This window comes from Variovorax sp. SPNA7 (assembly GCF_033807855.1).
Classification (GTDB): domain Bacteria; phylum Pseudomonadota; class Gammaproteobacteria; order Burkholderiales; family Burkholderiaceae_C; genus Variovorax; species Variovorax beijingensis.
The window spans coordinates 711,278-735,314 of sequence record NZ_CP138513.1; the positions used below are offsets into that span (position 1 = coordinate 711,278).

The following is a 24,037-nucleotide window of genomic DNA, read 5'->3' on the forward strand; positions in this document are numbered from 1 at the left end:
CTTCGGGTCAGGACGGCCGCCGGAGAATGGCCGCGCCGCAGGTCATCGACTGAATCTCGAACTCTTGCATAGGGTCCCCTTCATTGAAAGCGGGCTTCAGTTTCAGGGTTGACATCGTGGCAAGGTCAAGAGGCGTGCGGCAGGCCCATCTCACAACTTCTTTCTTGCCGGAATTCCTGCCCATGCCTCCCGTCTTTCGCCATCTCCTGGCCGTTGCGCTGCTCGCGACCTCAACCCTCCATGCCCAGACGCTCGACTACGACCACCAGGACAGCTGGAAGGCAGTGCACGACAGCGCCCAGTCGCCGATCGACATTCCCACGCACGAGGCCCGGGCGGGCGATGCGCTCGAGCCGCAGGACATCCGCCTGAACCACGCCCGCGCAAAGCTCGAAGTGGTCGACAACGGGCATGCGGTGGAGGTCGAGGCGAAGGGGCCCGAGGCCATGATCCGCGGGCGGCATTTCAAGCTGATGCAGTTTCACTTCCATGCCGAGAGCGAGCACACGCTGAACGGAAAGCATTTCCCGCTGGAGGGGCACTTCGTGTTCCGTGCCGCGGACGGCTGCCTGGCAGTGGTCGGCGTCATGTACAGCGAGGGGGCGGCCAATCCGCTGGCGGCCAAGCTACTGGGCGCGCTCGGCAAGGAAGGCCGCGGCGAGCTGCCGGCAACCGACATCTCCGTGCTCCTGCCCAGGGACAAGGCCTACTTCCACTACCTGGGCTCGTTGACCACGCCGCCGCTGACGGAGAACGTCGAGTGGTACGTGCTGCAGGTGCCCGTGCCGCTGGCGCCCGCCCAGATTGCGCAGTTCCGTGCGCGCTATGCCCACAACAACCGCAGCCTGCAGGCGCTCAACGGGCGCCCGCTCATCCGTTTTCCGGCGGTGTCCCTGACGGCGGCGGAGAGTCGCGCCGCATCCGCGGCCCGCTGAACGCCGGGCCCGGTTTTTCTTCTTCAGACGGCAGAGACCTCCGCGTCCGCAGCGGCGCCGCCAGGCGCGCCTGGTGGCGCCGTAACGATCGATGTGAGCGCAGGTTCGGCAGCGCGCAGCGTTGCGATGTCGGGCCGCGGGCGGCGCAGTTGCGCATCGGCCGCGAAGGCCTGTTCCATGGCGTGCGCCGCGCCCAGCACCTGGTGGTCGGCCCTGAAGGCGCCCACGATCTGCAGCCCGAACGGCATGCCCGCATGGTCGAGCCCGCAGGGCAGCGACAGCGCCGGATGCGTCGTCAGCGTGACCACGTAGGTCAGCGCGAGCCAGCGGTAGTAGTTGGCCTGCTTCTCGCCGTTGATGGTGTCCGCATAGAGCTGCGTCCACGGAAAAGGCGACACGGGCGTGGTGGGCGAGAGGATCAGGTCGTAGTCGGCGAAGGCGGCCTGGAAGCGCTTGATGAGCCGGGTCTGCTCGGCCTGGGCCCAGGCGCTGTCGAGCAGGCTCATCTGCGCGCCCATCTCGTAGTTGGCGCGGGAGTTGGGGCCCAGGCTGGCCGGGTCGCGCTGGTAGGCGGCATGCATGCCGGCCACGAAGGCCTCGGCGCGCAGCACGTCGAAGCAGCGGTGCGCTTCGCCGAGGTCGAGCTCGATCTTGTCGCAGCGCTTGAAGAGGTGCTGCATCGCGCTGATCTTGCTGCGCATGGTGGCGCGGATGCCGTCGTCCACCGCGCAGGTGCCGAAGTCTTCGGTCCACGCCACGCGCAGGTTGCTCAGGTCGATGCCGGCCGGCTTCAGGAAGCTGAGCGGATCGAGCGGATAGCTCAGCGGATCGCCCGCGTGCATGCCGGCGGAGGCCGCCATCTGCAGGCAGGCGTCTTCCACCGTGCGGCCCATCGGGCCCACGACCGAGATCGGCGTCCAGCCCAGCAGCTTGCGCACGCTCGGCACGATGCCCGGCGAAGGCCGGAAGCCCACCACGCCGCACTTGGCGGCCGGAATGCGCAGCGAGCCGCCGGTGTCGGAGCCGGTGCAAACGGGCAGCATGTCGCAGGCCAGCGCGGCGGCCGAGCCGCCGGAAGAACCGCCGGCATTGAGGTTCGGGTCGAAGGGGTTGCCGGTGGCGCCCCACACTTCGTTGCGCGAGTTGGCGCCGGCGCCCATTTCCGGAACGTTGGTCTTGCCCGCCACGATGGCGCCGGCCCTGCGAAGGCGCGCCACCAGTTCGATGTCTTCCTGCGGCACGTGGTCGCGGAAGATCGCGGAGCCCCAGGTGGTGAGCAGGCCTTCGGTGGGCTCGAGGTCCTTCACGCCGAGCGGCAGGCCGTGCAGCAGGCCCAGCGCATCGCCGCGCATCACGGCGCCTTCCGCCGCTCGGGCCTCGGCCCACGCGCGCTCGAAGCAGGTGGCGGTCACGGCGTTGATGAAGGGGTTCACGCGCTCGATGCGCGCAATGCAGGCTTCGAGCAGCTCGACCGGCGAGACCGCCTTGCTGCCGATGAGCCGGCGCAGTTCGACGGCGGAGTGTTCGATCAATTCGGTGTTGTGGCTGCTCATGTCGCTTCGGGGGGCGTCAATCGGATGTGATGTTGGCGCGCGCCGCAATGGCGCGCATCTGCGGCAATTCCTTGGCGATCAGCTCGCTCACGGCGGCCGAATTGCTGTAGCCCGGCTCCATGCCCTGGGCACTGAGCTTGGCGCGCGTGTCGGGATCGGCCATGGTCGCGGCCAGCGCTTTTTCGAGCTTGGCCTTCACCTCGGGCGGCAGGCCCTTCGGCGCCACCACGACCAGCCAGGTGTCGGTGTTGACTTCGGGGTAGCCGCTCTCGGCCATGGTGGGCACGTCGGGCAGCAGCGCCGAGCGCTTGGCCGTGGTCACGGCAATGGCCTTGATCTTGCCGCTCTTGAGCTGGGGAATGGCCGCGCTCACGGTGTCGACGCTGAACGAAACCTGCCCGCCCATCAGGTCGGTCATGGCCGGGGCGCTGCCCTTGTAGGGCACGTGCGTCATCTTGAGGCCGGCAGCATGCAGGATGGTCTCGCCGGCGAACTGCGAGGTGGTGCCGGTGCCGTAGGACGCGTACGAATACTTGCCGGGCGAGGCCTTCACGTAGTCGACGAACTGTTTCACGGTCTGCACCGGCACCTCGCTGTTCGCAAGCAGGATGATGCCCACGCGCCCGGCCAGGCCGATCGGCTCGAAGCTCTTGACCGGGTCGTAGGGCAGGTTCGGGCGGATCGCGGGATTCACGGTGAAGGTGGTGCCCGAGCTGATCAGCAGCGTGTAGCCGTCGGGCGCCGCCTTGGAAACATAGCTCGCGCCGATCACCGTGCCGGCGCCGCCGCGGTTCTCGATGACCACGGGCTGCCCGAGCTCCTTGCCCAGGCGCTGCGCGATCACGCGGCCGTTCACGTCGGTGGCGCCGCCGGGCGGAAAGGGAATCACGAGCGTGACCGGGCGCGACGGAAACCCGGTGTCGGCGGCCAGGGCCGCGAGCGGTGCCAGGCCGAGGCAGGACAACAACAGCACCATGCGGGCCAGTGCGGGGAGGCGTTTCATGAAGGACTCCTGGAGGGGAACAGAGCGGGGATGCAGGTTCATCCTAGGAGCCGCAACGCGCTGCCACAAGCGCAATGTTTAGAATTGTGGATTGCCAATTCGGCAATCGACGAACGCGCGTCGCCACGCGGCCACAAGGAAGAAACATGTCGCTTCACACGCTGCAGGAAACCGCGGTCCGCTACTTCCTGGAGGTGGTCAGGACCGGTTCGGTGAAGGAGGCGGCGCTCAAGCTCAACGTGGCGCCTTCCGCCGTGAGCCGGCAGGTGGCGCGGCTGGAGCGCGAGCTCGACACGCTGCTGTTCGACCGGCACGCGCGCGGCATGGTGCCCAATGCGGCCGGCGAACTGCTGGCCGCGCATGCCAAGCGGGTGCAGCAGGACATCGAGCGCGTGGCCGGCGAGATCCAGGGCCTGCGCGGCCTGCGCAGCGGGCGCGTGCGCGTGGCGAGCACCGAGGGCTTTGCGTTCGACTTTCTTCCCACGCTGATCTCGCGCTTTCGCGCGAAGCATGAAGGCATCCGCTTTCATCTGGAGGTCTGCCCGCCCCACGAGATTCCCGGGCGCATCCGCGACGGCGAAGCGGACGTGGGCATCACGCTGAGCTCGGTGCCCGAGCCCGGCATCCGGATCGAGCTGCGCCACCCGAGCCCGATCCTCGCCGTGATGGCGAGCGACCATCCGCTGGCGGGGCAGCGGCAGCTCTCGCTGCGCCAGGTGGCGGCCTATCCGCTGGGCCTGCCGCCGCGGGACAGCTCCATCCGGCAGCTGCTCGACATCAGCTGCAGCCGGCAGGGACTGCAGTACGTGCAGGCCATGTCGAGCAACCATGCGAATGCGCTGGTGAGCTTTGCGGCCGCGGGCGGCGGCACCATCGCCTTCTATGGCGAGCTGTCGATCCGCACGCAACTCAAGTCGAAGGCGCTGGTGGCCATCCCGCTGAAGGACCGTGAAATGAACGAGCGCCACCTCGAAGTCGAGACGCTCGCGGGCCGCTCGCTGCCCGATGCAGGCAAGGCATTCGTGCGGTTTTTGACGGATGCCATCAAGGCCTCGGCCTGAGGGCATCCGCGCGTGCGCTACACTCCGCGCCGCTTGCAGCTGCCCTCAGCCGCTGCGCCGTCATTGGCAACATGACGAGAACAAACCAAAGGAAATTTTTCAAGTGAACCGTATCGAACTGGTCGAAAAGATCGCCACCGCCCACAACGTCAGCAAGGCCGAAGCCGCCCGCATCCTGGAAACCGTCACGGGCTCCATCGTCGCCGCAGTGAAGAAGGGCGACCCCGTGCAGCTCATCGGCTTCGGAACCTTCAAGCAAGTGGCGCGCGCCGCACGCACCGGCTTCAACCCGCAAGCCGGCGCCAAGATCAAGATCGCCGCACAGAAGGTGCCCAAGTTCGTGCCGGGCGCAGCGTTCAAGGCCGCCATCGACCCCAAGGCTGCAAAGCGCAAGGCCGACAAGGCCGCAGCAGCCAAGCCCGCCGCCAAGAAGGCAGCACCGGCGAAGAAGGCCGCACCCGCCAAGAAGGCTGCCAAGAAGTAAGGAATGGATCGCAGCCGCAAGGCTGCCTCCACGCAGAACGGCCTTCGGGCCGTTTTCTTTTTTCCGGGCGGACTTTCAGCTCAGCCCGGCGTGCCCAGCCGCTCGAGGATCAGGTCGTGCAGCGTCTGCGCCGCCACCGAGAGGCTGCCCTCCCGGCGCTGCACCAGGTAGATGGTGCGCGTGAGGCCGGGCAGCGGCAGCGGCCGCGTCACCAGCGTCTCGCGCTGGAAGTGGAAGAGCGTGAGTTCCGGCACCACGCTGATGCCGATGCCGGCCTCGACCAGCCCCATCACCGTGGCCAGGTGCTCGACCTCGAACACCGCATTGAGCCGCAGCGGGTGCAGCGCAGCGTCCAGCGACTGGCGCACGCTGCTGTTGCGCGCCATCTGGATGAAGGGCCACGGCGCGAGCTGCCGTGCCGTGAGCCTGGCGGTGCCGGCGAGCGGATGGTCCTTGCGGCAGACCAGGTGAAAGCGGTCGCCGCAGAGCTTGCGGCCGCGCAGGTCGCTGGCCGCGGCGGCGCCGGCACCGGTTGCCGCGAGCGCGAAATCCGCCTGGTGGCTGCGCAGCTGGGCAATGCAGGCGTCCGACAGCGCATCGTGCAGCTCGACCGTGATGCCGGGCCACGCCTGCATGAACTCCGCCAGGATGGCCGGCAGCCGGCCCGCCGCCAGGGAGGGCAGGGCCGCCACGCTCACGCGGCCCTTGCGCCGCTGGGCATGGTCGGCCAGGTCGCCGATGGCGCCCTGCATGTCGTCCAGCAGCCGCCGCGCCGAGGGTTCGAACAGCCGGCCCTCGGGCGTGAGCTGCACGCTGCGCGTGTCACGGTCGAACAGCCGGGCGCCGAGCGTTTCCTCGAGCGTGCGGATCAGTGCACTGAATGCGGGCTGCGACAGATGGCAGGTCTGCGCCGCGCGCGTGAAGTTGCGCTGTTCGGCCAAGGCCGTGAACGCGCGCAGTTGGCGGCTGGAAAGCTCGGGCGCTGGCATCGGTCTGGAATCTGGGTGAATGGGGCCGGGAATCCGGGCTTGTGGATGGTATTCCTGTGCCCTGTACGCAACGTGCCTTGGCGATTCCGGCCGGCGGGCGCCAGAAACGGCCTTTTTGTAAAAAAATTGTGACTTAAGGCCCAATTCGGCATCATGATCCGGGCCATGAGGTCCGGCGAAGTTTCTTCCGCTTGGCGACGCGTGCTCTGGACGCATGTTGCCGTTCTTTTTCTTGCTTTCGCTGCAACGAACAGCAAGGCTCAGCAGCCGGCGTCTGCGCAGGGGCTCCGGATCGTGGGCGGGCTGGCGAGCGTGAGCCAGTACACGCTGCACGAGGAGCGCTTCTGGAGCCAGGACCTGCGCCGCCTGAGCGGCGGAAAGTACAGCGCGAGCATCGTCCCGTTCAACCAGGCCGGTGTTCCGGGGCAGGAAATGCTCAATCTCATGCGGCTGGGGGTCATTCCGTTCGGCACCGCGCTGCTCAGCCAGGTCAGCAACGAGTACCCGGAACTGGGCACGCCCGACATCGCCGGACTGAATCCCGACATGCCCACGATGCGGCGGGTGGTCGCAGCCTTTCGGCCCTACCTCGAGAAGACGCTGCGCGAACGCCATGGCGTCGAGCTCCTCGCGGTGTATGTCTACCCCGCCCAGGTGATCTTCTGCAAGCGGACCGTGACGCGGCTTTCGGACCTGGCGGGGCGGCGCGTCCGCGTTTCGGGCAGCAGCCAGGCCGACTTCGTACGGGCGCTCAACGGCGTGCCGGTCTTCACCGAATTCGCGGAGCTCATGGCCAACATGAATTCCGAGAACACCGAATGCGCCATCACCGGCGCGATGTCCGGCAACACGCTGGGCCTGCACAAGGTGACGAATTCGCTCTACACCATGCCCATCAACTGGGGCGTGGCCATCTTCGGCGCCAACACGGATGCCTGGAATGCGCTCCCTGCGGACCTGAAGGTCCTGTTGAAAGCCGAGCTGCCGAAACTCGAGGCCGCGGTCTGGAACGAGTCGGAGCGCGACACCGGCAACGGCATTGCATGCAACACGGGCGCTGCAAGCTGCATGAAGGGCACCAAGGGCGCGATGGTCGAGGCGCGCCCTTCTGCGGATGACGAGCGGCGCAGGCGCGAGATTTTTGCCACCAGCGTGCTGACCCGCTGGGTGCAGCGGTGCGGGGCCGTGTGCGCGGAGGTCTGGGACCAGACCGTCGGTCCCATCTCCGGGATCAAGGCTCCTGTCGGGCAGTGACCAAGCCGTTGCCCAGCCGCATCACCGGCTTCGTCTATGGCGTTGCGGCGCTGTTTCTCGCGGCCGTGCTCGCGATTGCCGGCCTGATGGCGTGGCAGATGCACCAGAAGGAGATTGCCGACAGCGAGGCCCAGGCCGTGCGCTTCATCGGCACCTCGGAGGCTGCGCTCAACCGCAGCCTGCTCGGCGCCAACACGCTGCTGGCGGGCCTGGGGCAGTTCCTGCGCAGATCCAGCGAAGGCAGCATCGCGGGCGACCTCGCGCAGGCCGAGACCGTGCAACTGATCGAAACCAGCGTTCGCCAGAGCCTGCTGGCACGGTACGTCGCCTTCCTGACGCCCGAGGGCCGGGTGATCGGGTCTTCCGACCGGCGGGGAGCGAAGCTGGCGGTACAGCTGCCCGAGGGATTCCTGCAAGAGGTTCTGGCCCATCCGGGATCCGTGATGTCGATCAGCACGCCCTCGGTCAGCCCGGTGACTTCCCAGCAGGTGCTGCATCTGGCGCGCGTCCTCACGCTCGCGGACGGCGGCAAGCTGGTTGCGGTGGCCGAAGTGCAGGTCTCGATGCTCACCACGATCCTTGCGCAAGGGGCCAACATCAGGGGGCTCGAAGTCACGCTGGAGCGCGAGGGCGGGCTGCTGCTGGCCAGCATGCCGCCGCGCGACGACCTTGCCGGGCGCACCATCAGCCCCGCCTTGACGGACCAGGCGGACGGGCGTCCCCGGCACATGCACTCCCGGCTCAGCGGCGCTCCGGCCATCGTGGTTGCCCGGCCCACGCTGCATCGAAGCCTGCTGATCGTCGCGAGCATTCCGCTCGAGTCCGCCCTCGCGGATTGGCGCAGGGACCGCAATGTCATCGGGGCCGCGGCCCTGGCCTTCACGCTGATGATCCTTGCGGTCACTTACTTTGCGCTCGCGCAGCTGCGGCGGCAGTGGCGTGCGCGCGCGGAACTGCTGCGCTCCAAGGCCACGCTCGACCAGGCGCTCGAATCCATGGTGGACGGCTTCGTGCTGCTCGATCCCAATGACCGCGTCGTCACCTGGAACCGCCGCTTCGTCGATTTCTTTCCCTGGACGCAGCCGCTGCTTGCGCCGCTGGTGCCGTTCCAGCAGATCGTGGAGCAGAACGCGCGCCACCTGCTGACGCAGAGCGAGCAGGAGCTCACGCTGCTGAACGGCCAGGTGATCGTTGCGGTGAACAGTCCCACGCCGGACGGCGGCCTGGTGTGCGTCTACCGCGACGTGACCGAGAGGAAGCGCCACGTGGCGGACATCCTCGAAGGCAAGGCGCAGCTGCAGGCCACGCTGGATGCCTTGCCCGACGTGCTGATGGACGCCGGCATCGACGGGCGTTGCTACAGCTTCCATTCGCCGCGCCGCCCCAGGCCCGCGTTCAAGGTGCGGGAGCCGGTGGGCAAGCTGATGTCGGACCTGCTGCCGGCGAATGCCGCGGCCGAGGTGATGGTGGCGCTGCGCGATGCCTTCGAAACCGGCTTTTCCACCGGCCGGCAGTTCGAGATCCGGACGGCCCGGGGCGTCACGTGGTTCGAGATTTCGGTCTCCCGCAAGGTGATCGGCGAAGGCGCTGCCGCGCGCTTCATCGTCATCCTGCGCGACATCACCGAGAGCAAGCTCGCCGCCCGCGAGATCGAGCACCTGGCCTTCTACGACATCCTCACGGGCCTGCCCAACCGCCGGCTGCTGCTGCACCGCCTGCAGGCCACCATCGATTCGAACGTGCGCCGCTCGCGCCATGGTGCGCTGCTGTTCCTGGACCTGGACGCCTTCAAGACGCTCAACGATGCGCTCGGCAACGCCACGGGCGACGAGCTGCTCAAGCAGGTGGCAGCGCGGCTGCAGGACAGCCTGAAGGAGGGCGGCACGGTCGCGCGGCTCGGCGGCGACGAATTCGTGGTGCTGCTGGACAACCTCAGCGACGACGCCGGCGTTGCCGCGATGCAGGCCAATGCCGCCGGCGAGGCCATCCTCGCGGCGCTGAACGGGTCTTTCCAGCTTGCGGACCACGAGTACCACAGCACCGGCAGCATCGGCGCCGTGGTGTTCGGCGCCACGCACCAGTCGCTGGAGGATCTGCTGAAGCAGGCGGACATCGCCATGTACTACGCCAAGTCCGCGGGCGGCAACGCGCTGCGCTTCTTCGAGGCCTCGATGCAGACCGCCATCACCGCCCGCGCAACGCTGGAGAGCGAGCTCCACGCGGCGCTGGCAGGCGGGCAGTTCGTGCTGCACTACCAGTCCCAGGTGGCCTCGGAAGGCCGCATCGTGGGCGCCGAGGTGTTGATCCGCTGGCAGCATCCGGTGCGGGGCCTGGTGCAGCCCGGCGGCTTCATCGAGCTGGCGGAGGAAACCGGGCTGATCGTGCCGATCGGCTTGTGGGTGCTGGAGACGGCCTGCATCCAGCTCGAGCGCTGGAGCCACGACGCGAGGCGCCGGCACCTGCGGCTGGCGGTCAACGTCAGCGCGCGCCAGTTCCGCACCGACGATTTCGTGGACCGCGTGCGCGGCGTGCTCGAGAGAACCGGCGCCGACCCGACGCGGCTGGAACTCGAGCTCACGGAGAGCCTGCTGCAGGACAAGGTGAGCGAAACGATCTCCAAGATGCAGTCGCTTGCGACGCTGGGCGTGCGCTTTTCCATGGACGACTTCGGCACCGGCTTCTCGTCGCTCTCCTACATGACCCAGCTGCCGCTGAACCAGATCAAGGTCGACAAGTTCTTCGTGCAGAGCATCGGCATCGATCCGAAGGTCGAACTGATCATCCAGGCCATCATCGGCATGGCCCGCAACCTCGATCTCGAGATCGTGGCGGAAGGTGTCGAGACGCAGCAACAGTACGAATTCCTCCAGGCGCACGGCGCCATGCTGTGCCAGGGCTACCTGTTCAGCAGGCCGGTGCCGCTCGAACAGTTCGACGCCCAGCTGGATGTCGAGATGGCGAACTGAACCCGCGCCGCGCTCACCAGGCCACTGCGATGCGCCTTCCACTCCCCGCCGTCCCCCGCCTGAGCCTGCGCGCCCGCCTGTCCGCCGGCGTGCTGGCGATCGTCTTCCTGACGGCGATGGGAGTCACCGCCGCTGCGCTCCATTTCCTCAAGCGCAGCATGGAGGCGGCCATCGCGAGCGAGGAATTCGAACGCATCTCCGCCATTGCCGGCGCCGTGGACCAGAAGTTCCTGAGCCGGCGCACCCTGCTCAAGACCTTTGGCGACGGCGTCGAGAGCCGCAACCTGGCCGGCCCCGAGGGACTGCAGGAGCTGGTCATGCAGCACCAGTCGCTGAGGGAGGCGTTCGACAACGTGGCCTTCACCGGCATGGACGGCGAACTCGTGGCCAACCTCAATGGCACGCAACCGATCGGCAAGGTCAACATCAAGGACCGCGAGTATTTCCAGCGCACGGTCGCCGCCCGCGCGGGCGTCATCTCCAAGCCCTTCCGCAACCGCGTCAGCGGCCTGGCGCAGATTGCCCTGACCGAGCCCGTGCTCGATCGCGGCGGCAACGTCGCCTATGTCATTTCCGCCTTCGTCAACCTCAAGGAACAGAACTTCCTGGGCGAGCTTGCCAACGTGAAGTTCGGCAAGAGCGGGTACATGTTCATCACGGACACGGACGGCATCGTGATCGACCATCCCGACAGGTCGCGGCTGCTCCAGCGCGCGGACGCCGGCGGGGCCAACCCTGCCACAGAGCGCGCCATCGCCGGCTTCGAGGGCACGATGGAGGCCGTCGATCCCACGGGCGTCCACGGCCTCTACGCCTTCAAGCGCATCGGCCAGACCAACTGGGTGCTGGGTGCGATGTACCCGCGCGACGAGGCCTTTGCCCGGATCGACCGGATCGAGCGCTACGCCTGGGCCGGCGCACTGCTGCTGACGCTGCTGGCCGGGGGGCTGGCCTTCATGACCGCGCGGGCGCAGCTCGCTCCCCTGTCGCGCCTGCGCGAGCACATGCAGGTCTCGCGCGCCGCCAGCGCCTATGCGCCCATGCAGGAGGCGCCGCCGGACGACGAGGTCGGCGATCTCTCGCGAACCTTCGACCTTCTGATGACGGAGCGGCAGGCCGCCAACGAGAAGCTGGCCGCCAGCGAGAGATTCCTGCGCGATGTGACCGACAACCTGCCGGCCGTGGTTGCCTACTTCGACAGCAGCCAGCGCTGCCTTTTCGCGAACAAGGCCGGGCTCGGCATGCGCGGCAGAAGCGTGGCCGACATCGGGCGCATGACCATGCAGGAGTCGCTGCCCGACCACGTCTACCAGCAGCTCGTGCCGGGCATCGCCAAGGTGCTCGCGGGAACGCCGACGCGCACCGAAGGCACCTACGAGCGCAACGGCAAGCTGGGCTTCTTCGAATGCCACCTGGCGCCCGACCTCCGCGACGACGGCGTATTGGCCGGCTTCTACGTGATGACCTTCGACGTGAGCAAGCGCAAGCAGGCCGAAATGCACAGCGCCGGAAGCGAGCGGCGCCTGCGCGGGCTGACCGACAACGTGCCGGCGCTTCTTGCCGAGCTGGATCTCGAGGAACGCGTGGTCTTCTGCAACGGCAAGTACCAGGCCTGGCTCGGGGTCTCGCCGGATGCCATGACGGACCGCCCCATCCACGAGGCCATCGGCGAGGCGCACTACGAAATCCGCAGGCCGCTGCTGGCGCGGGCATTCGCGGGCGAGGTGGTCTCCTTCGAGCAGGCCGCCAGCCTGCTGATCGGCGAGCGGACCTTGCAGACCACCTATCTGCCCCAGCGCAACGCGCAAGGTGCGGTCACCGGCCTGTACATCCTGTCGAACGACGTCACCGAGCTCAAGCAGAAGCAGATGAAGCTGGACGCCCTCGCACGCGAGGACGCGCTCACCGGCCTGCCCAACCGCCGCTCGTTCGATGAGCACGCGCGCGATGCCATGGCCAGGTCCCGGCGCGCCGGCCTGCCGGTCTGCCTGCTGTTCCTGGACATCGACTACTTCAAGTCCATCAACGATTCGCTGGGCCATGCGGCGGGCGATGCGGTGCTGCGGGAATTCGGCCGCCGGCTCAAGGAGAGCGTGCGCGAAACCGACATGGCGGCGCGCTACGCGGGCGACGAGTTCGTGATCCTTCTCGAAGGCGCCAGCGGCGCCGCCGAGGCGCAGGTGGTGGCCGGCAAGGTGCTGGCTGCCATGCGGCCGGCTTTCCATCTGCCCGGCCGCACGCTGCAGGCCACCACCAGCATCGGCGTCGCGATTTCGGAGGACGACGAGGATTTCCCGTCCTTGTTCGTGCGCGCCGACACCGCGCTCTATGCGGCCAAGAAAGAGGGAAAGAACCGCTTCATGATGGCGGCGCCCCGATCCGGAAAGCCCGGCGGCGCGTCGTGGCCGCGCGAAGAGCCTTCCAGCGCCTGAGGCCCGCAGGACCGCGCCTGCGGTGCGCAATCTGGACCTTGTCCTACGCGAAAAGTAACCATTGCTGGCCTAAATTGGCACCACCGTTTTACGGCGGGCACCGCATGCCGTGGCATCGATCGCGCGGCCACTGAAGGGAAAAGAGCAATGGCAGATCACGGCGCTGGGAGTGCACCCCTGAACCAACGCACTCTGACCGACGCCGATTTCAGGCTGATGGTCGATTCGGTCACCGACTACGCCATCATCGTCCTCGATCCTGGCGGCATCGTCATCAGCTGGAACGAGGGCGCCCGCCAGCTCAAGGGGTACGACGCCCCCGAAGTCCTGGGGCGGCACTTCTCGCTTTTCTATCCGACCGAGCTGCTCGAGAAGAACCGGCCGGAGCAGGCACTCGAAACGGCGCGCCGGGATGGCCGCCTGGAGGAGGAAGGCTGGCGCCTGCGCAGCGACGGCACCCGCTTCTGGGCCAGCGTGGTCATCACGCGGATCACCGGCGCGGGCGGGGAAGTCCGCGGCTTCTCGCTGATCACCAGGGACCGCAGCGAGATCCGCCGCCAGGACGAGATGCTGCGCATGAGCGAAGAGCGCTTCCGGCTGCTGGTCGAGGGCGTGAAGGACTATGCGATCTTCATGCTCGACCCGGGCGGCCACGTCGTGAGCTGGAATCTCGGCGCGCAGAAGAACAAGGGCTACGAGGCCTCGGAGATCATCGGGCAGCACTTCTCCAGGTTCTATCCGCCGGAGGTCGCCGCCACCGGCTGGCCCGGGCAGGCGCTGCGCAACGCGCTGCGCGACGGCCGCTTCGAGGACGAGGGCTGGCGCATCCGCAAGGACGGCAGCCGGTTCTGGGCCAGCGTGGTGATCACCGCGCTGCACGATGCCACCGGCAGGCACCGCGGCTTTGCCAAGGTCACGCGCGACCTCACGGAGCGCCGCCGCGTGACCGCGCTGGAGGACGAAGGGCGCCGAGTGACGAACTTCCTTGCGATGCTCGGGCACGAGCTGCGCAATCCGCTGGCGCCGATCTCCAACGCGCTCGAGCTCCTCAAGCGGGAGAAGACGGAGTCGGCTGCGGTCGTGCACACCCGCGACATCATCGGCCGGCAGCTGCGCCAGATGACCCGGCTGGTGGACGACCTGCTCGACGTCGGCCGCATCACCAGCGGCAAGATCCAGCTCGAGAACAAGCCGGTCCGACTGCGCGACGCCATCGCCGAGGCCATCGAGGCGGTGCGACCGCTGATCGACGGCAAGTCGCAGACCCTGCACCTGCAGGCGCAGGACGCAGACCCCTGGATCGCCGGCGACAGCGCGCGCGTCATCCAGATCGTGAGCAACCTGATCCACAACGCCGCCAAGTTCACCGGCAACGGCGGCAACATCCACGTGTCGCTCTCGCGGACTGCAGCGGATGCGGACATCAGCGTGCGCGACGACGGGCCCGGCATACCGCCGCAGGACCTGCAGCGGATCTTCGACCTGTTCGTGCAGGGCGAGCAGAACCTGGCCAGGACGCAGGGCGGGCTGGGCCTGGGGCTGAGCCTGGTGCAGCAGCTCACCACGCTGCACGGCGGGCGCGTCAGCGCGTTCAGCACCGGCCGGCCGGGCGAGGGCAGCGAATTCGTGGTGCAGTTCCCGATCACCCAGGCGCCGGTCGCCATGCTCGAGGCGCAGCCGCGGCCGGTCGGCGAGCAGCGCGTGCTGGTGGTGGACGACAACGTGGATGCGGCCGAGACCATGGCCATGCTGCTGGAGGCGCTGGGCTACAAATCCAGCGTCGTGCATGGCGGGCTGGCCGCCATCGAGGCGGTGAAGGCGCAGGACCCGGATGTGGTGCTGCTGGACATCGGCCTGCCCGACCTGAGCGGCCATGAAGTCGCGCGCCGCGTTCGCGCGGAGATGGTCAACCCGCCGCCGCTGATCGCCGTCACCGGCTACGGGCAGGCCAGCGACCGGGATACCAGCCTGGAGGCCGGCTTCCGGGCCCATCTGACGAAGCCGGTCGATGTCGACAAGCTCTCGGCGCTGCTCGAGGGCCTGCTGGAGCCGCCTCGGTTCAAGGCGGCGTAGAGCCGCGTCGCAGAGCCGGACTGGAAAGCTAGGCCGGGTGCGGCGGCTCCACCGGCAGCGCGCGCTTGTGGGCACTCTTGCGATGCGTGGCAAGAATGATCTCGCGCGCCGCGGCGGCCACCGGCTTGCCTTCGAGGAAATCGTCGATCTGCTCGTAGCTCACGCCGAAGGCGTCCTCGTCGGGTTTGCCCGGCACCAGCGATTCGAGGTCGGCCGTGGGCACCTTGAACACCAGTTCGTCGGGCGCGCCGAGCCGCTGCGCGAGGGCGCGCACGCGGCGCTTGTCGAGGCCGGTGAGCGGCGTCACGTCGGCCGCGCCGTCGCCGAACTTGGTGAAGAAACCCATCAGCGCCTCGGCCGCATGGTCGGTGCCGATGACGATGCCGTCGTGCGCGCCGGCCACCGCGAACTGCGCGATCATGCGCTGGCGGGCCTTGATGTTGCCGAGCACGAAGTCTTCATGCGCCGCGTCGCGGAAGGCCAGGTCGCCGGTCTTGAGCGCCGCGAGCATGGCGTCGGCCGCCGGGCGGATGTCGACGGTCAGGATGCGGTCGGGCCTGATCACCGCGAGCGAGGCCTGCGCCTCGTCCTCGTCCTTCTGCACGCCGTAGGGCAGGCGCATCGCGATGAAGGTGGCGCCGTAGCCTTGCGCGCGCAGCTTCTCGACGGCGCGCTGCGCCAGGCAGCCGGCGGTCAGCGAATCGACGCCGCCGCTGATGCCGAGCACCAGCGCCTTGAGCCCGGTGCGCTGCAGGTAGTCCGCGAGAAACGCGGTGCGCCGCTCGATTTCCGCTGCGGCATCGAAGACGGGCGCGACATGCAGCGCCGCGATGATCTCGCGCTGCGTGGCGTCGACGGGAGACAGGTCGTGGGTCATGGTGTGGTTCGGAAAAGTCAGAAGTCCACCAGGCTCAGGCCGATGCTGAGCACGGTGCGCTTGCGGTTGTAGTCCACCAGCGTGTCGCCGTAGCCATGGAACAGCTGCGTATGGAAGCGCAGGTTGCTCCGGGTCGAATCGCCGATGGCCTTGAGCCATTCGAGCCGCACCGAACCGCGGCCGCTCTCGCGCAGGTTGTTGCGCACCGTGATGCCCAGGGTGTTGTCGCGGTTGAAGTTCCAGCGGCCCGTGACTTCGGCGCGGCCGATGTAGTTGGAGATGTCGGGATTGTCGTCCTTCGCGGCCTCTTCCGACATGCGCTGCCAGATGCGACCGGTGATGGTGAAGCGGTCGCCCAGTTCGGCGCCGCCCATCAGGTAGACGCGGTTCCAGCTGCGCGACAGCGGCAGGCTCTGGCCGTTCGACTGGTGCACCACGCCCACGCCCGCATAGCGCCATCGCCAGCCGCCGGGCAGGTTGAAGTCCAGCGGATAGACATACATCAGCTCGGGCTCGTGGTCGGTGGTGCGGAACGGCCGCGAGATCGAGCCGTTGAACAGCTGCCAGGTCGACTGCTGCGAGTACGCGAACCACAGCGAGTCCTTCTTGGCCGGCTCGTTCTGCGTGAGCAGGCCCTGCGCGATCTTGGTGCGCACCGACAGGCCGATGCGCATCTCGTTGGCCTGGTAGGCCACGGGCGTGCCGGTATGGCCTTCGGACGGCGAGGTGGGCGTGTCGGGCTTGCTGCTGGCGGCCGAGGCCGACACGTTCAGCGGCCGGTAGCCGCGGAAGCCGAAGGTGCCGCAATCGGTGCCGTTCTCCAGTTCCCAGAAGCGCGACAGCGCCGAGTACTGGCGGTCGCGGCAGCCTTCGTTGGTGTCGACCGAAATCACGCGCGTGGCCGGTATCGAGGCGTCCACCGGCGGCGCCGGCTGCGTGTTGGCCAGCACCGGCGGCGCCACGGGCACCGAGACCGAAGGCAGCGTCTGCTGCTGCGCCCAGCGGTCGAAGCAGGCCAGGCGCGCTTCGTTGCTGTTGCCGAGCGCGGTGCATTGCTGCCACGTCAGCTGCGCGTCGGCCAGCGGGCTGCGCGGCTGGTCGACAGCCTGCGCATGCGCGGCAGCGGCGCCGCCAAGGCAGGCCGCGAGGGCCGCCAGCCCGGAGACGGAGAAGATGGCGTGTGTACGTTGGGTCATTGGTTTCCTTGCATCCCCCCCTCTTTTTTCAGCACGAACGGATGCGTGCTTTCGTCCGCGGCGTTGCGCCACGTGCCCCTGAATTCCCGGCCGCAGGAGCCGGGTTGCAGTGTGCCGGCCCAGACGCCGCTGATCGCGCGGCCGTCCAGCGATTCGTCGATGGAAAGGGCGCCGTCGTCGTCGACGTCGCCCGCGAGCTGCGCCACCTCGGGCCGGGCGCTGCCGTCCGCGGCGTGGCGCGTGATGGTGCCGCGCACGCCGGCGTAGTCGGGGTGCCTGCCCAGCTGCACGATGGCCGCGGCGGGGGCGCCGTCGAAGCGTGCCTCCCAGCGGCCGTAGAGCGACTGCAGCGGCAGCTCGCGCGCATCGGCAGGGCAGCCGGCACTGCCGCCCTGCGTTGCCGTGGCACAGCCCGTGGCGGCAACGAGAACGGCGAGGAAGGCGGGCAGCAGCCTTGTCATGGTGCCGCTGCAGCCGCGGCCTTGGCGGCCGCGCTGTCCTGCGCCTTGCGCGCGAACTCGGCGCGCAGCGCCTTGAGCTTCTCGCGCGGGTCTTCGCGGGTGGTGGTCTTGTCCAGGCCCATCTCGGCGATGAAGCGGCTCGGCACGCAGGGCACCATCTCGCGGCCCTGCTTGCGCTTCTTGGTCCAGCTCACCGCCAGGCTGCGCTGCGCGCGCGTGATGCCCACGTACATCAGGCGGCGCTCTTCCTGCAGCCGCTGCAGCGTGTCGTCGCTCACCTGGAGCTGGCGGCCGTTGTCGTCGTCGAGCTTGAAGGGCAGCAGGCCCTCGGTCACGCCGATCAGCATCACGTGCGGCCATTCGAGGCCCTTGGAGGCATGCAGCGTCGACAGCGTGACCACGTTCTGGTCCTGCTCGCGCTCGCTGATGGTCGACAGCAGCGAGATGGTCTGCGCCACCTCGAGCAGGCTCTTGCGCTCGGTCTCGATGTTGCCGTCGGCGCCCGAGGCATCGTCGATGGTGCCGCCGGCGCGCTGCGACATCCAGTCGACGAACTCCATCACGTTGGTCCAGCGCGCGGCCGCGGCCTGCTCGCTGTCCTCGCCGTCGTAGAGATGCTTCTCGTAGTCGATCTCCTTGAGCCAGTCGAGCATGAAGGTGCGCGAATCTTCGGCGCCCATGGTGCGGCGCGCGCGGTATTCGAGGTCGTTGATGTAGCGGCCGAACTCGTGGATGCCTTCGAGCGTGCGCTTGGGCATCACGCTCGGCAGCGACGGACTGAACAGCGCCTCGAACAGGCTCAGCTTGTACTGGCTCGCAAAGGTGCCCAGGCTCGCGAGCGTGGTGTGGCCGATGCCGCGCTTGGGCGTGGTGATGGCGCGCAGGAACGCCGGGTCGTCGTCGTTGTTGACCCAGAGGCGGAACCAGCCGCACAGGTCCTTGATCTCGGCGCGGTCGAAGAAGCTCTGGCCGCCCGACACCTTGTAGGGAATCTGCGCCTTGCGCAGCGCCTGCTCGAACACGCGCGCCTGGTGGTTGGCGCGGTAGAGGATGGCGAAGTCGCGGAACTCCTTGTATTGCTTGCCCTGTATGGCGGTGTCGCCCGCGCGCAGGCTGACGATGCGCGCCACCGCGCGCTCGGCCTCGTGCGCCTCGGAGTCGGCATCGACCACGCGCACCGGCTCGCCTTCGCCGAGTTCGGAGAACAGCGTCTTCGGAAACAGCTTGGGGTTGGGGCCGATCACGTTGTTGGCCGCGCGCAGGATCGCGCTGGTGGAGCGGTAGTTCTGCTCGAGCTTGATGACCTTCAGGGCCGGGTAGTCGACCGGCAGCTTGCGCAGGTTGTCCAGCGTGGCGCCGCGCCAGCCGTAGATCGACTGGTCGTCGTCGCCCACCGCGGTGAAGCGCCCGCGCTCGCCGGCCAGCGCCTTCAGCACTTCGTACTGCGTGGCGTTGGTGTCCTGGTATTCGTCCACCAATATGTGGCCCAGCGCGGCCTGCCACTTGGTGCGCACTTCGTCGAAGTCGCGCAGCAGCTTGAGCGGCATGCCGATCAGGTCGTCGAAATCGACGCTCTGGTAGGCCGTGAGCCGCTCTTCGTAGCGCGCCATGATGCGCGCGGTGATGCGCTCGTTGTCGTCCGCCGCGGCCGCCTCGGCCTGCGCGGCGTTCAGGCCCATGTTCTTCCACTTGCTGATGGTCCACTGCCAGATGCGCGCGGTGGCGGTGTCGGTGGTGCCGCCCGCGTCCTTCAGGATCTTGGTGACGTCGTCGCTGTCCAGGATGCTGAAGGCCGGCTTCAGGCCGAGCACGGCGCCGTCTTCGCGCATCATGCGCACGCCCAGCGCGTGGAAGGTGCAGATCACCACATGCTTCGCCTCGCGCCCGATCAGCCCCTTGGCGCGTTCGCGCATTTCGCTCGCGGCCTTGTTGGTGAAGGTGATGGCCGCGATGCGCTTGGGTTCGAGCCCGGCCTGGATCAGCCGCCCGATCTTGTGCGTGATGACGCGCGTCTTGCCCGAGCCCGCGCCCGCCAGCACCAGGCAGGGGCCGTGCAGGTAGTTGACAGCTTCTTGTTGCGCGAGATTGAGACCGGAAGACATGAGGAGTGGGAACGGAAGGCCGCGAAGGAACGGCAGGCGCAAAGCGCGCAATGATACGGGGCGCAGTCTCCGCGGAATGGCCCCGGAGTTCACGATGCGGGACGCGGCGACAATCAGCGCGTGCTGCCTGTATTTCTCGTAACTTTTCCTTTCTTCGCGCTGATCGCGGCCGGCTACGGCGCCGCGCGCGCCCGGATCCTGCCGCTGGACGCGATCCCGGGCCTCAACACCTTCGTGCTGTATTTCGCGCTGCCCTGCATGCTGCTGCGCTTCGGCGCCGGCACGCCGATCGGGCAGCTGCTCGACGGCAGCGTGGCACTGGTCTGGGGCCTGAGCGCGCTGGCGGTGGTGGCGGGCGTGGTGGTCTTTACCCGCAATGCGCGCATCGGCTGGAACGACGGCGCATTCGGCGCGCTGGTCGCGGCCTTTCCGAACACCGGCTTCATGGGCGTGCCGCTCCTGGTGGCGCTGCTGGGCGCGCAGGCCGCGGGGCCGATGATCATCACCATCGCGTTCGACCTGGTCGTGACTTCCTCGCTGTGCATTGCGCTGTCGCGCCTGGACGGCGCCGGCGGGCAGCATGGCCCGCGGCTGGCCGCGCGCCAGGCGCTGCGCGGCGTGCTGGTCAATCCGATGCCGTGGTCGATCCTGCTGGGCGTGCTGCTGTCGGCGGCGCGCTGGCACCTGCCGGGGCCGGTGGAGCGCACCATCGCCATGCTGGCCGATGCGGCTTCGCCGGTGGCGCTCTTCACCATTGGCGCGGTGCTGGCGCGCTCGGCGCTGCTCGCGCGCGAGCACGGCGCCAGCGCGGCGGTGGCAGCCGCCATGGGCACGAAGTCGGCGCTGCCTCCCAAGGCGCCGCTGGCCGACGTGCTGCCGGTGGTGGCCGTCAAGCTGCTGGTGCATCCGGTGCTGGTGTGGGCGGTGGGGCAGGCGGCCATTGCCATGGGCCTGCCGCTGTCTTCTTCGGCGCTGATGGTGATCGTGCTGGTGGCGGCGCTGCCGAGCGCCAGCAACGTCTCGATGCTGGCCGAGCGCTTCGGTGCCGACAACGGCCGCATCGCACGCATCATCCTGTGGACGACGGTGGCAACCTTCTTCAGCTTTCCGTTCGCTGTCGGCGTGTTGCGCTGAGCGGCCTCAGGGCGTCAGCACGCCCAGCTTGAACGGATCGGCATCGGGCAGGCGCTCGCACTTGGAGAAGTCGCGGCCCTGGGTGCCGTCGCAATAGAAGGCGTTGTAGATGCGGCCGAAGAGCGTCGGGCTGGCCGTGAAGAGCACGCCGTGCTCGGGTTGCCAGTTGTCCCTGGGCGTGCCGGCGGCGCGAGTTTCCGTGGCCTGGATGGGCGCGGCCGCCGCACTGGGCGTGAATTCGGCCAGCGTCTTGTGGGCTTCCTCGCCGCGCCAGCGCACCGCCAGCTCGGCCGCCGTGGGCCTTGCCGCCACCGGCAGCAGCACGCCGTTCACCTGAAGGCCGTAGCCGAAGCGATGCGCCTTGCCGGCCAGGAAGGCATAGGCGCAGGCGGCCAAGCACTGGCCGCGGATCTCGGTGTCCACGCCGCTCGCGCGGATGGCGTCGGCAAAGGCGCCGGCCGCCTCGGCGGTGCCGCCGAAGGAATCTTCGAACACCACGGTGCGCACGGTGCCCTTGCCCAGGTGCTCGGTGAAGGTCTTGATGGCGCTGCCGTCGAGCATGCCCGACACCACGAGCCGGCTGCCCTGCAGGTCGAGTTCGGCCGCCGAGCATGCAAGGCATGCGAACAGGAGAACCGCAACCACAGATGAAGGCAGTTTCACGACAGACGACCCCGCGGACCAGCGTGCTTGCTGGAGGTGCGAGCCGGAACGGGCTTCGCACAGCGACAGCTTGCGCAACGCGCGGGGGCACAGTCAACGGTTTTTTCAGAATATTTCCGCTGCGGCGTAACGGCCGTAAGGCATAGCTACTGCTACTACTTCAGATGAATACTTGAGTTTGCACAATGCCTGATAGAGTGTTTGTGAATCAAAGTTTGAATGGGGCAGCACGATGGCAATACTTATTCGTATCCTGCTGTGGCTCGCCTGGGTTGCCGGCGTGAGCTGGTCCTGGCAGGCCGGCATGCTCGGCACCGGCACCTCGCTCGCGCTGGGCGCCCTGAGCCTGGTGGTGTTCGCATGGCCCGCCAGCAGCGCGCGGCGCCGCAGCACCGAATTGCGCTACGTCGACGTCGGCAAGGAGCCCGCAGGCCTGCACTGACCGCCGCCGTCGGGGCCTGCGAGGCAGAAGGCAGTTTGCTAGATGCTGTGCGGATCGACGTCGACCAGCCAGCGGATCACGCTTTTGCCTTCGGGCGTGCGCCTGAGGGCGTGCAGCAGCGGCTGCCACTGCGCCAGCAGGCGCTGCAAGGCGGCGCGCGAGGGGCTTTCGATCAGCATCTGCGCCCGTTCCACGTTGGCCACGCGCTGGATCGCCAGCGGCACCGCGGGATAGCGCACCACCCGGTCGGCGCCTTCCAGCGCATCGACGGCGGCGCTGGCCGCGTTCAGGAAAGCCTGCGCGGCTTCCTGCGTGCGCGCATCGGCGCGCAGCAGCGCCTGGAAGGCGAAGGGCGGCATGCCGGCGGCGGCGCGTTCCTCGAGCTGCTGCCGCGCGAAGGCCGTGTAGTCGTGCCTTCGGAGCGCCGAGAAAAGCGGGTGCTGCGCATGGTGCGTCTGGATCCACATCTCGGCCGTGGCGCCCTGCGCCGCCAGGTAGGCGGCGTCGCGGCCCGCGCGGCCGGCCGACTGCATCAGCAGGCTGAACAGGCGCTCGGGCGCGCGGAAGTCGCTGGAGAACAGCGCGCCGTCGGGGTTCACCGCCGCCACCAGCGTGATGCGCCGGAAGTCGTGCCCCTTGGCGATCATTTGCGTGCCCACCAGCACGTCGACCTCGCCCGAATGCACGGCCGCGAGCTGCGATTCGAGTGCGCCCTGCTTCCTGGTGCTGTCGGCGTCGATGCGGGCGATGCATATCGCGCTGCCGTCCGGCCGCGTCACCGCCGCAAACAGTTCCGCGAGATGTTCCTCGAGCCGCTCGGTGCCGCGGCCCACGGGCGCGATGTCGGGGTTGCCGCAGGAAGGACAGGCGCGCGGCACGCGTTCGGTGAAGCCGCAGTGGTGGCAGCGCAGCGTGCGGTCGATCTTGTGGAATACGCGGTAGGCGCTGCAGTGCGGACATTCGCTTTTCCAGCCGCAGTCGGCGCAGGCCAGCACCGGCGCATAGCCGCGGCGGTTCAGGAACACCATGCTCTGCTCGCCGCGCGCGATGCGCTGGCCGATGGCGTCGAGCAGCGCACCCGAGATCACGGTCTTGGGCGGCTGCAGGTTCATGTCGACCAGCCGCACCGTGGGCAGCTCGCCGGCGCCGATGCGCGACGGCATGGCCAGCCGCACATAGCGCCCGCCCGGGTCTTCGCCCTCGGCGGGGCGGCTCTGGTGCCAGCTTTCGAGCGAGGGCGTGGCCGAGCCGAGGATGACCTTCGCGCCCTCGCGCTGGCCGCGCCAGACGGCGAGGTCGCGCGCCGAATACCGCGCGCCTTCCTGCTGCTTGTAGCTGGGGTCGTGCTCCTCGTCGACCACCACGAGCTTCAGGCCCGGCATCGAGGCGAACACCGCCATGCGCGTGCCCAGCACGATGCGCGCGGCGCCGCTGTGCGCCGCGAGCCAGCTCGCGAGCCGCTGCGGGTTGGTCATGCCGCTGTGCAGCGACACCACCGCGTCGTCGCCGAAACGCGCCTTGAAGCGCGCTTCGAGCTGCGGCGTCAGATTGATCTCGGGCACCATCACCAGCGCCTGCGCGCCGGGATCTGCCGCGAGCAGGTCGGCCACGCAGCGCAGGTAGACCTCGGTCTTGCCGCTGCCGGTGCTGCCGACCAAGAGGAAGGTGCCGGCTTCACCAGCCTCGATGCGGGCCAGCGCGGCAGTCTGCTCCGCGCTCAGGGCGACCGGGTGGGCGGCCTCGGCCGTCTCGGCCACGGGGCCGGCCGCCGTCTTGCGCTTGAGCCGGCGCGCCAGCTGCGTTCCGCTCAGGTCGCGCAGCTGCGGCGGCAGCGCGGCCAGGGCGATCTCACCGATCGAACGCTGGTAGTAGCGCGCGGCAAAGGCCACGAGGTCGCGCCAGGCCTCGCCGAGCGGGGCCAGCGCGTCCAGTGCGGCGCCCACGGGCTTCAGGGCCATGTCGGGCTCGGCATTTTCGAGCGAGACCGGCGGATTCCAGACCACGCCCAGCACCTCGCGCCGGCCCAGCGGCACCCGCACCAGCGTGCCGGGCACCAGGGGGGCGGAACTGGCATAGCTCAGCAGGTCGCCGAGCGCGGCATGCGCGGGCGTCTGCACCGCGATGTCGAGCCGCCAGGCCACCGCGGCAGGCACGCTCGCCGACGCCGGAGCGGAGCCGGCCGCGGGCGCTGCTGCTGTTTCGGAGGCGGGGCTGACGGTGGGAATGGGCGTCCTTGTTGGCAAGGTTTGTTAATGCGACTTTGAACAAGATCGCTTAAGTCGTTGATTTTCCAGTGCTTTGGGAGCCATCCAGAGTTTCTGTGGATAACTTTGTTGACAACCGGGCTCGACACGCCGGCGAGCCTTGAAAATCAAGCCTCTGACTGGATTGCCCTCAAAAAAAGCAAAGTTC

The 24,037-nt window shown here is 68.4% G+C and carries 18 protein-coding genes; 9 read left to right on the forward strand and 9 right to left on the reverse strand.

The window, feature by feature from the left end:
- The first annotated feature begins 182 nt into the window (after positions 1-182).
- Positions 183-935: a carbonic anhydrase family protein gene (locus RZE77_RS03220; protein ID WP_319440663.1), complete on the forward strand. Its 753-nt coding sequence runs from the start codon at positions 183-185 to the stop codon at positions 933-935.
- A 23-nt stretch (positions 936-958) separates the two neighbouring features.
- Here RZE77_RS03220 and RZE77_RS03225 read toward each other — a convergent pair whose 3' ends face one another.
- Positions 959-2,488, reverse strand: coding sequence for an amidase (locus tag RZE77_RS03225; RefSeq protein ID WP_319440664.1), 1,530 nt, complete (start codon positions 2,486-2,488; stop codon positions 959-961).
- 16 nt (positions 2,489-2,504) lie between these two features.
- Entirely contained in the window at positions 2,505-3,491 is a 987-nt protein-coding gene (locus tag RZE77_RS03230; RefSeq protein ID WP_319440665.1) for a Bug family tripartite tricarboxylate transporter substrate binding protein, read from the reverse strand.
- A 146-nt stretch (positions 3,492-3,637) separates the two neighbouring features.
- On the opposite strand from RZE77_RS03230, the gene RZE77_RS03235 reads away from it, so the two are divergent.
- Both RZE77_RS03235 and RZE77_RS03240 read left to right on the forward strand, forming a co-directional pair.
- Positions 3,638-4,552: a LysR family transcriptional regulator gene (locus RZE77_RS03235; RefSeq protein ID WP_319440666.1), complete on the forward strand. Its 915-nt coding sequence runs from the start codon at positions 3,638-3,640 to the stop codon at positions 4,550-4,552.
- A 103-nt stretch (positions 4,553-4,655) separates the two neighbouring features.
- A complete protein-coding gene (locus tag RZE77_RS03240) occupies positions 4,656-5,036 on the forward strand; it encodes an HU family DNA-binding protein (protein WP_018903798.1) in 381 nt (126 codons plus the stop codon).
- Between the two features lie 80 nt (positions 5,037-5,116).
- Here the strand turns inward: RZE77_RS03240 and RZE77_RS03245 are convergent, their stop codons facing one another.
- A complete protein-coding gene (locus RZE77_RS03245) occupies positions 5,117-6,025 on the reverse strand; it encodes a LysR family transcriptional regulator (RefSeq protein WP_319440667.1) in 909 nt (302 codons plus the stop codon).
- A 153-nt stretch (positions 6,026-6,178) separates the two neighbouring features.
- Here RZE77_RS03245 and RZE77_RS03250 point away from each other — a divergent pair, with 153 nt between their 5' ends.
- The 4 genes from RZE77_RS03250 to RZE77_RS03265 all read left to right on the forward strand — a co-directional run bounded on the left by RZE77_RS03250 (position 6,179) and on the right by RZE77_RS03265 (position 14,750).
- The gene (locus tag RZE77_RS03250) at positions 6,179-7,279 is read left to right on the forward strand and encodes a TRAP transporter substrate-binding protein (protein ID WP_405546917.1); all 1,101 of its coding nucleotides are present in this window, start codon (positions 6,179-6,181) and stop codon (positions 7,277-7,279) included.
- Positions 7,276-10,245 carry a bifunctional diguanylate cyclase/phosphodiesterase gene (locus RZE77_RS03255; protein WP_319440669.1) on the forward strand — a complete coding sequence of 990 codons (2,970 nt, stop codon included), beginning with the start codon at positions 7,276-7,278 and terminating at the stop codon, positions 10,243-10,245. The genes RZE77_RS03250 and RZE77_RS03255 overlap by 4 nt, the downstream gene beginning before the upstream one ends.
- Positions 10,246-10,274: 29 nt before the next feature.
- Positions 10,275-12,677 (forward strand): sensor domain-containing diguanylate cyclase, encoded by a 2,403-nt coding sequence (locus tag RZE77_RS03260; RefSeq protein WP_319440670.1) that lies wholly within the window; start codon positions 10,275-10,277, stop codon positions 12,675-12,677.
- A gap of 147 nt (positions 12,678-12,824) precedes the next feature.
- Positions 12,825-14,750 carry a PAS domain-containing hybrid sensor histidine kinase/response regulator gene (locus RZE77_RS03265; protein WP_319440671.1) on the forward strand — a complete coding sequence of 642 codons (1,926 nt, stop codon included), beginning with the start codon at positions 12,825-12,827 and terminating at the stop codon, positions 14,748-14,750.
- Between the two features lie 28 nt (positions 14,751-14,778).
- On the opposite strand, the gene nadE is transcribed toward RZE77_RS03265, so the two are convergent.
- Genes nadE through RZE77_RS03285 form a run of 4 tightly spaced genes read right to left on the reverse strand, consistent with a single transcriptional unit; the run spans position 14,779 to position 19,386 of the window.
- Positions 14,779-15,627 (reverse strand): ammonia-dependent NAD(+) synthetase, encoded by an 849-nt coding sequence (gene nadE / locus RZE77_RS03270; RefSeq protein WP_319440672.1) that lies wholly within the window; start codon positions 15,625-15,627, stop codon positions 14,779-14,781.
- Between the two features lie 17 nt (positions 15,628-15,644).
- Positions 15,645-16,823 carry a phospholipase A gene (locus RZE77_RS03275; protein WP_319440673.1) on the reverse strand — a complete coding sequence of 393 codons (1,179 nt, stop codon included), beginning with the start codon at positions 16,821-16,823 and terminating at the stop codon, positions 15,645-15,647.
- Positions 16,820-17,284 carry a hypothetical protein gene (locus RZE77_RS03280; RefSeq protein WP_319440674.1) on the reverse strand — a complete coding sequence of 155 codons (465 nt, stop codon included), beginning with the start codon at positions 17,282-17,284 and terminating at the stop codon, positions 16,820-16,822. Before RZE77_RS03280 ends, RZE77_RS03275 begins: the two co-directional genes overlap by 4 nt.
- The gene (locus RZE77_RS03285) at positions 17,281-19,386 is read right to left on the reverse strand and encodes an ATP-dependent helicase (protein WP_319440675.1); all 2,106 of its coding nucleotides are present in this window, start codon (positions 19,384-19,386) and stop codon (positions 17,281-17,283) included. The genes RZE77_RS03280 and RZE77_RS03285 overlap by 4 nt, the downstream gene beginning before the upstream one ends.
- Positions 19,387-19,506: 120 nt before the next feature.
- On the opposite strand from RZE77_RS03285, the gene RZE77_RS03290 reads away from it, so the two are divergent.
- Positions 19,507-20,520, forward strand: coding sequence for an AEC family transporter (locus RZE77_RS03290; protein WP_319440676.1), 1,014 nt, complete (start codon positions 19,507-19,509; stop codon positions 20,518-20,520).
- A 6-nt stretch (positions 20,521-20,526) separates the two neighbouring features.
- Here RZE77_RS03290 and RZE77_RS03295 read toward each other — a convergent pair whose 3' ends face one another.
- Entirely contained in the window at positions 20,527-21,165 is a 639-nt protein-coding gene (locus RZE77_RS03295; protein WP_319440677.1) for a hypothetical protein, read from the reverse strand.
- A 250-nt stretch (positions 21,166-21,415) separates the two neighbouring features.
- Here RZE77_RS03295 and RZE77_RS03300 point away from each other — a divergent pair, with 250 nt between their 5' ends.
- A complete protein-coding gene (locus RZE77_RS03300) occupies positions 21,416-21,625 on the forward strand; it encodes a hypothetical protein (RefSeq protein WP_125965882.1) in 210 nt (69 codons plus the stop codon).
- A gap of 38 nt (positions 21,626-21,663) precedes the next feature.
- Here the strand turns inward: RZE77_RS03300 and RZE77_RS03305 are convergent, their stop codons facing one another.
- Positions 21,664-23,766: a primosomal protein N' gene (locus RZE77_RS03305; protein WP_319442295.1), complete on the reverse strand. Its 2,103-nt coding sequence runs from the start codon at positions 23,764-23,766 to the stop codon at positions 21,664-21,666.
- Positions 23,767-24,037: the final 271 nt, after the last annotated feature.